Here is a 5,919-nt window from a genome sequence, read left to right as displayed (position 1 = left end):
CCGGGTCCGCTGAGCCTGCGGCGGGGGCGAGGCCGGGGGCCGGGCGAGGCGGGCTTGGGCGTTGGCTGGCCCGTCCGCCAGGCCACCGGTCAGGCCGGACCGACGGTCGGCCGCGTGCCTGGGGTCGGCCATGTCCCTGGTCGGCCGTGTCCGTGAAGTCCGCCGGCCCCTCGGGTCCGGCCTGCCCTCGGGTCCAGCCGACTCGTCGGTCCCAGTCCGGCCCGGTGCCGATCCGTCCGCCGGGGCCCGAGGCCAAACCGCCAGGGCCCGAGGCCGAACCGCCAGGGAGTCGCCTGCCGGGGCCCGGCGCCGAACCAATCCCAGTCCGACCCGGCGTTGATCCCTCCGCCGGGGCCCGAGGCCAAACCGCCAGGGTCCGGCGCCGAACCGCCAGAGAGTCGCCTGCCGGGGCCCGGCGCCGAACCAATCCCAGTCCGACCCGGCGTTGATCCCTCCGCCGGGGCCCGAGGCCAAACCGCGAGGGAGTCGTCCGCCGGGGCGGCCCGGCGCCGAACCCGTCCCAGTCCGACCCGGGGCCGGTCCGTCCGCCGGGGCCCGAGGCCAAACCGCCGGGGCCCGAGGCCGAACCGCCAGGGAGTCGTCAAGATTCCGGCGCCGCCGGTCAATGCCGCGTCAGGGCCGTACCCCCTCCACTCCCGCCGGATCTACCTTCCAGGTGTCGGAGTGATTCGGAGCGTCCGGGAGGCACACCATGGAGACGGCCAGAGCAGCAGGAGACGCGGCCGGGACGAGGGTCCGATGACCACCGAGCCCCTCCTCGGCATCAGTGAGTTGAGCGCGGCCACGGTGTGGCCGGAGTCCGCCGTCGTCGCCCCCGGCGGGGACATCGCCGTCGCCGGGGTGTCGCTCGCGGAACTGGCCGAGCGGTACGGCACGCCCACCTACGTCCTGGACGAGGACGAGGTACGCGCCCGTGCCAGGGCCTGGCGCGGAGCGCTGCCGGGCGCCGACGTCGTCTACGCGGCCAAGGCGTTCCTCTGCCGGGCCGTCGTGGACTGGATCGAGGAGGAGGGTCTCGGGCTCGACGTCTGTTCCGCCGGTGAGCTGGAGCTGGCCGCCACCCGGGGCTTCCCCGCCGACCGGATCGTCCTGCACGGCAACGCCAAGTCCCCGCAGGACCTGCGGACGGCGCTGCGCCTGGGCGTCGGCCGTATCGTCGTCGACTCGGCCTGCGAGATCGCCAGGATCGCCGCGCAGGTGCCCGGCCCCGGCCCGCAGAAGGTGCTGGTCCGGGTGCTGCCCGGCGTCGAGGCGGGCGCGCACCCCAAGATCCGTACGGGAGCCGAGGGCCAGAAGTTCGGACTGTCGATCGCGGACGGCGATGCCGCCGACGCGGTGGCCCGTATCCTCGGCCAGCCCTCCCTCGAACTGGCCGGCCTGCACTGCCACCTCGGCTCCCAGATCACCGAGGCGGAACCGTACGCGGAAGCGGTACGGCGGGTCGTGGCCTTCCTCGCCGCCCTCCGGGACCGGCACGGCGTGACCCTGCCCGAGCTGGACCTGGGCGGCGGCTTCGCGGTCGCGTACCTGCCGGGCGATCCGGCCCCCGCGCCCGGCGTGTACGGGCGGTTGATCACCGACACGCTGGCGGAGGAGTCTGCCCGGTACGGTCTGCCCGTCCCCCGGCTGACCGTCGAGCCCGGCCGCTCGATCGTGGCGCAGGCCGGGGTCGCGCTCTACCGCGTCCTGGCGGTGAAGCGCACCGGCGGCCGGGTGTTCGTGGCCGTCGACGGCGGGATGAGCGACAACCCCCGGCCCGCGCTGTACGGGGCGCGGTACACGGTCCGCAGGGTGGGGCGTGCCTCGGCGGCCCCGATGCGTACGGCGATGGTGGTGGGACGGCACTGCGAGGCGGGTGACGTGCTCGCGGAGGCGGTGGAGCTGCCGGACGACATCCGCGCCGGGGACGTCCTGGCGGTCCCGGCCTCGGGGGCGTACCAGGTGTCGATGGCGTCGGGCTACAACATGACAGGACGGCCGCCGGTGATCGCGGTGTCGTCGGGGCGGTCGCGGCTGCTGGTGCGCCGGGAGACCTTCGAGGATCTGCGTCAGCGGGACGTGGGGCTCTGAGCCTGATCCGTCGGGGCCTGATCCGTCGGGTCCGTCGACACGTCCGCGAACCGGATGTCGTACGCGTCGGCCGGGGCCATCGTCGTGAGCAACCGCTCCCCCTCCTCCGCGACGTCGGCGCGCTGCTGCCGGGTGGGCCGCGCGAAGAGCTGGACGGTGAGGGTCGTACGGGACGGGGCCGCCCTTCTTGACGTACCCCTTCCCGCCGTACCGGCCCGGCTCTCCTCCACCCGCCAGATCCCGGCGAGGAATCCGTCGATCAGCAGCGCCCGGTGGGCGATGTTGCCGTGCGAGGCACGCCCCTTGTACGCGGGCGGAACGACCCGGCTCCGGTCGGCGTGCGACAGCAGCAGGTTGTCGAACTCGGGCAGGAAGCGCGGCGGCGCCGGGGTGTCCCCGTCGGGCCTCGGCGCGTCGGGCAGGTCGAACAGCTCGACCCCGTACTCGTCCCGGAAGGTGAGCAGACGGGGCCGCAGCCGCTCGAACACGGCCCTGAGCCGGGTCAGGCCCGACCAGACCTGCATGTCCTTGACCGAGGCGGGACCGAAGGCGCCGAGGTAACGCAGGACGGTGTCGTCGGGCGCGGGCGCGGGCTCCGAGGGCCGGCCGAACCACTTCTCGGCGGTGGTCAGGGTGACCTGCCCGGCGCGGCCCCACAGCCCACGCGGGGTGGTCTGGACGAGCGGCAACAGCCCACGGGCGGCGACGGCCAGGGCGGACGGGTCGGCGTCGGGCCACCGCGCGGCCAGCGCGTCCCGCAGCTCCTTCACAGGCCGTGGCCGCTCCTCGACCAGGTCACGGCTGTAGGCGGTGAGGTGGTCCAGGTCCACACCGGCCAGCCCGGTCCGGAAGAGCCGCAACTCCTTCTCGCGCGCGTCCTGGAGGAGCGGGCGCAGGGTCAGGCAGTCGTCGGCGGTGTGGGTGTGGATGGTCGAACGCATCGTGACGAGCCGGGCGACCTCGCGGGACTCCATCAGGCCCGACAGATCCTCAGGCACGAACCCGGCCAGCCGCGCGGCGAGCTGGAAGTAGGGCGGCTTGACGTTCTGGGCCTGAAGCCCGACGAGGTGCCCGACGACGTCCTTGGCGGACACCCCGGTGGCACGGCGAAGCAGGAGCTGCCGCTCCAGGGTGGCGCGATTGAGCGCGCGGGTGCCGAGGACGGGGTGGTCAGCCTTCAGAGCCACGCGGCAATTCAAGCCCGTCCGGCGTTTGAGGACAACAGTGACCCGCGCGGACCCACCGGCCGGACAATTCAAGCCCGTCCGGCGTTTGAGGACAACAGTGACCGCAGCGGTCACGGCCCGCGCAGGCCCACCCCCTAGCTCACCCGCCGCGACACCCGAGACGGCCGCGTCAACGAATACCCCCCAATACCCGCAAGCGCCCCCAGCACACCCCCGACCGCCGTCCAGATCCAACGATCCGACCACCAGCCCGAGGCCCACCCGCCCTCCGGCTCACTCGCGACCGCCGCCGCCGGCGGCTCGTCGTCCGACCCGTCCCCGTCCGCGTCGGCGAGCACCGCACTCGCGGTCAGGGGTACGGCGAGCGCGCCGCCCACCGCCACGGACCCGCCCTTGTCGGACAGAGACGCTCCCACCGAGGCCCGTACCGGCAGCCCCAGATCCTCCTCCTGCGCGTTCACGACCGTCAGGCGTACGTAGTAGCTCCCCGGCAGCGGATCGTTGGACCAGGGCTCGGCCCAGGCCCGTACCGTCCGCAGCGTGCAGCGCAGCTCCAGCGTGTCCGCGTCGGCCGCGACCGCGCGGGTCCTGGCCCCGTAGACGCACGGCTGGTGGCGGCGCAGCCCGTCGTACACGTCGACCTGCCAGGTCGCGGAGCCCTTCCTGGCGGCCGAGTCGGGCAGGGTGACCTTCGCGGTGACGGTGGCGCGCTGCCCCGTGTCGACCGGGAAGACCCAGTACAGGTAGTCGCCCGTGGAGGCGTCGGCGGTGGCCTGCTGGCCGGGCCGGAAAGCGGTGGCGGTACGGAACGACGTACCGGCCTCCGTAGGCCCGCCACCGGAACCGTCCGCACCATCCGAACCGTCCGAGGACGACGAGGACGAGGACGGCGTAGGGGTGTCGTCGGCGAGAGCCGACCCCGCCGTGGTGAGCAACGCCGTCACCGCCACCAGCAGCGACCCGGTGAGCGCGGACGTCTTGCGGATGCTTCGCATCAGTTGGTCCTCCATACGGCGACACGCCAGCGCGAGACCCAGCCCCACAGCAGCCCGGCCACCAGCCCGGTCAGCACGAGCAGGCCAAGCAGCCACCACCCCCGGCCGAGACCGAACGCGGCGACGTCGGACGGCTCTTCGGGCGAGTCCACGACCTGGATCGTCAGTTCGACGGGCAGGCCCGGGGTGGTCTTCACGGAGTCGGGCGCCGAGAAGGAGTTGCTGACCTGGAGGCACACGGCCTCACCGGCGGACGCGGTGTCATCGTCGTCGTCCGCCTCCGGCTTGGGATAGCGCAGCCCGGTCGAGATCACGTCCGTACGGCCGTCCCCCGCCTCGGAGCCGCGGACGATCTCCCTGCCGTGGACGGTCACCGCGCGCAGGAGCACGCCGTAGTCCCGGTCGACGGCACGGTCGGCGGCGACGCTCACCGAGGCACGCAGTTCCTGCCCGGGCAGGACGTCCACGCGGTACCAGCGGTGCTCGGAGAACTTCTCGCGGTCGCTGTAGAGCCCGGCCTTCAGTACGGGCGCGTCGGCGCACCGCGCGGCGCCGTCGGTCGCCACGGGGGTGACCACGGGGTCGGCGGCGCGGTCCACCAACTGGGTGACGCGGCCGGAGAGTTCGTCGGTGTGCTGCACCGAGGTGTACGTCCCGCCGGTGGCCTCGGCGATGCAGGTGAGCTGCCGTCTGGTCTTCGCGTCGGGCACCAGGCCCAGGGTGTCGATGACGAGGTGGATGCCCTTCGCGGCGATCTCGCGGGCCACCTCGCAGGGGTCGAGGGGGGCGCAGGTGTCCTCGCCGTCGGTGATGAGGACGATCCGGCGGGTCGCGTCACCGCCTTCGAGATCCTTGGCCGCGCCGAGGAGGGCGGGGCCGATCGGCGTCCAGCCGGTGGGGGCGAGGGTGGCGACCGCGGTCTTCGCCTCGGTGCGGTCGAGCGGGCCGACGGGGTAGAGCTGCGCGGTGTCCTCGCAGCCGACCTTCTTGTCCTTCCCCGGATAGTTGGCGCCGAGGGTGCGGATGCCCAGTTCGACCTCCTGGGGCACCGCGTCCAGAACCTCGTTGAAGGCTTGTTTCGCGGCGGCCATCCGGGACTGTCCGTCGATGTCCCGGGCCCGCATCGAGCCGCTCACATCGAGGACGAGGTCGACTTTGGGGGCCGGTTTTCCACTGGGTTCGTCCGCGGAGGCGGCGGGAGGGAAGAGCCCTACGGCCAGGGCGGCCACCAGACCGCACAAGGCGGCTGCCGACCGTTTACTTATGATCATCGCCGGATGATAGTGAGAATAACCCAGGGAGCCAAACGGGAACTGACACCCCGTCAATTGACATCCCGGACCTCGATGTGGGGAGGGTTCTCTTGCCGCAAGGGCCCGATCGGGCCACTGTAAGAGTCACAGACGCCCCATCCGTCACACCCCACGTGACATCCCCACGTCACAGCCCGACCTCACAACCCGCCTTCACAACCTCACGACCTCACATCCCCCCACTCCTGACACCCGAGGTGACCGGTATGAGCAGCAGAAGCACGGGATCGGCAACGGACTCCGGGGGCGGGGGCGGCCTCAGCCGCCGGCGCTTCGTCGGTGTGCTCGCCGCGACCTCGGCGGTCGCGGTCGTGCCCGCGACGGCCGGAGCGG

Annotated in this window: 4 protein-coding genes; 1 reads left to right on the top strand and 3 read right to left on the bottom strand. The window is 73.0% G+C overall.

The annotated features are described in order from the left end of the window. The first annotated feature begins 759 nt into the window (after nucleotides 1–759). A complete protein-coding gene (gene lysA, locus GT042_RS22310; protein ID WP_161310502.1) occupies nucleotides 760–2,091 on the top strand; it encodes a diaminopimelate decarboxylase in 1,332 nt (443 codons plus the stop codon). On the opposite strand, the gene GT042_RS22305 is transcribed toward lysA, so the two are convergent. The 3 genes from GT042_RS22305 to GT042_RS22295 all read right to left on the bottom strand — a co-directional run bounded on the left by GT042_RS22305 (nucleotide 2,070) and on the right by GT042_RS22295 (nucleotide 5,544). Continuing rightward, a complete protein-coding gene (locus tag GT042_RS22305; protein WP_161310501.1) occupies nucleotides 2,070–3,278 on the bottom strand; it encodes a winged helix DNA-binding domain-containing protein in 1,209 nt (402 codons plus the stop codon). The two genes, lysA and GT042_RS22305, sit on opposite strands and share 22 nt — an antisense overlap. Nucleotides 3,279–3,412: 134 nt before the next feature. Further along, nucleotides 3,413–4,273 (bottom strand): hypothetical protein, encoded by an 861-nt coding sequence (locus GT042_RS22300; protein WP_161310500.1) that lies wholly within the window; start codon nucleotides 4,271–4,273, stop codon nucleotides 3,413–3,415. Further along, complete coding sequence (locus GT042_RS22295; RefSeq protein WP_161310499.1) at nucleotides 4,273–5,544, bottom strand: VWA domain-containing protein; 1,272 nt, start codon at nucleotides 5,542–5,544, stop codon at nucleotides 4,273–4,275. The genes GT042_RS22300 and GT042_RS22295 overlap by 1 nt, the downstream gene beginning before the upstream one ends. Nucleotides 5,545–5,919 lie beyond the last annotated feature (375 nt).

It is taken from the genome of Streptomyces sp. SID3212, from assembly GCF_009865405.1.
Classification (GTDB): Bacteria; Actinomycetota; Actinomycetes; order Streptomycetales; family Streptomycetaceae; genus Streptomyces.
The sequence above is the reverse complement of the archived record's forward strand: the minus strand, read 5'-3'. Positions and strand labels throughout refer to the sequence as shown.